Here is a 459-nt window from a genome sequence, read left to right as displayed (position 1 = left end):
AAAGAAGACCCTATGAAAAATGGCCAACTTAAGCCTGCGTATAACCTGCAAATCGCTACTTGTAATCAATTTGTACTCGGCTACGATGTCTTTCAAAACCCAACAGACACTAAGACACTGAAACCATTACTGGAAAAGATGAAGATTGCACAAAAGACCCCTCATTATTTGGTCGCCGATGCAGGCTATGGTTCAGAAAGCAATTACCGCTATATAGAAGATGAACTTCCCCAACATACTGCACTGATTCCTTATGGAACGATGTTTAAAGAACAAAGCAAGAAATGGCAGACAGATGATCGGAAAGTAATGAATTGGGATTATGAGCCTAAGGAGGACTTTTACATCGACCCCAAAGGGGTACGATTCAATTTTCATGCTTACCGTCAACGAACAGATGCGGATGGCTTTATCCGAGATTTTAAAGAATACCAAGCAGAAAAAACGGATGCGAACCAA

The 459-nt window shown here is 41.0% G+C and carries 1 protein-coding gene; it reads left to right on the top strand.

Going from position 1 to position 459, the window contains the following annotated elements; all coding sequences use genetic code 11:
• A partial coding sequence (locus tag P3R27_RS14765; protein ID WP_301399169.1) for a transposase occupies nt 1–459 on the top strand: 459 nt, incomplete at both ends.

The organism is Enterococcus spodopteracolus (assembly GCF_030441955.1).
GTDB lineage: Bacteria > Bacillota > Bacilli > Lactobacillales > Enterococcaceae > Enterococcus_B > Enterococcus_B spodopteracolus.
This window is presented reverse-complemented; position numbering and strand designations above follow the sequence as displayed.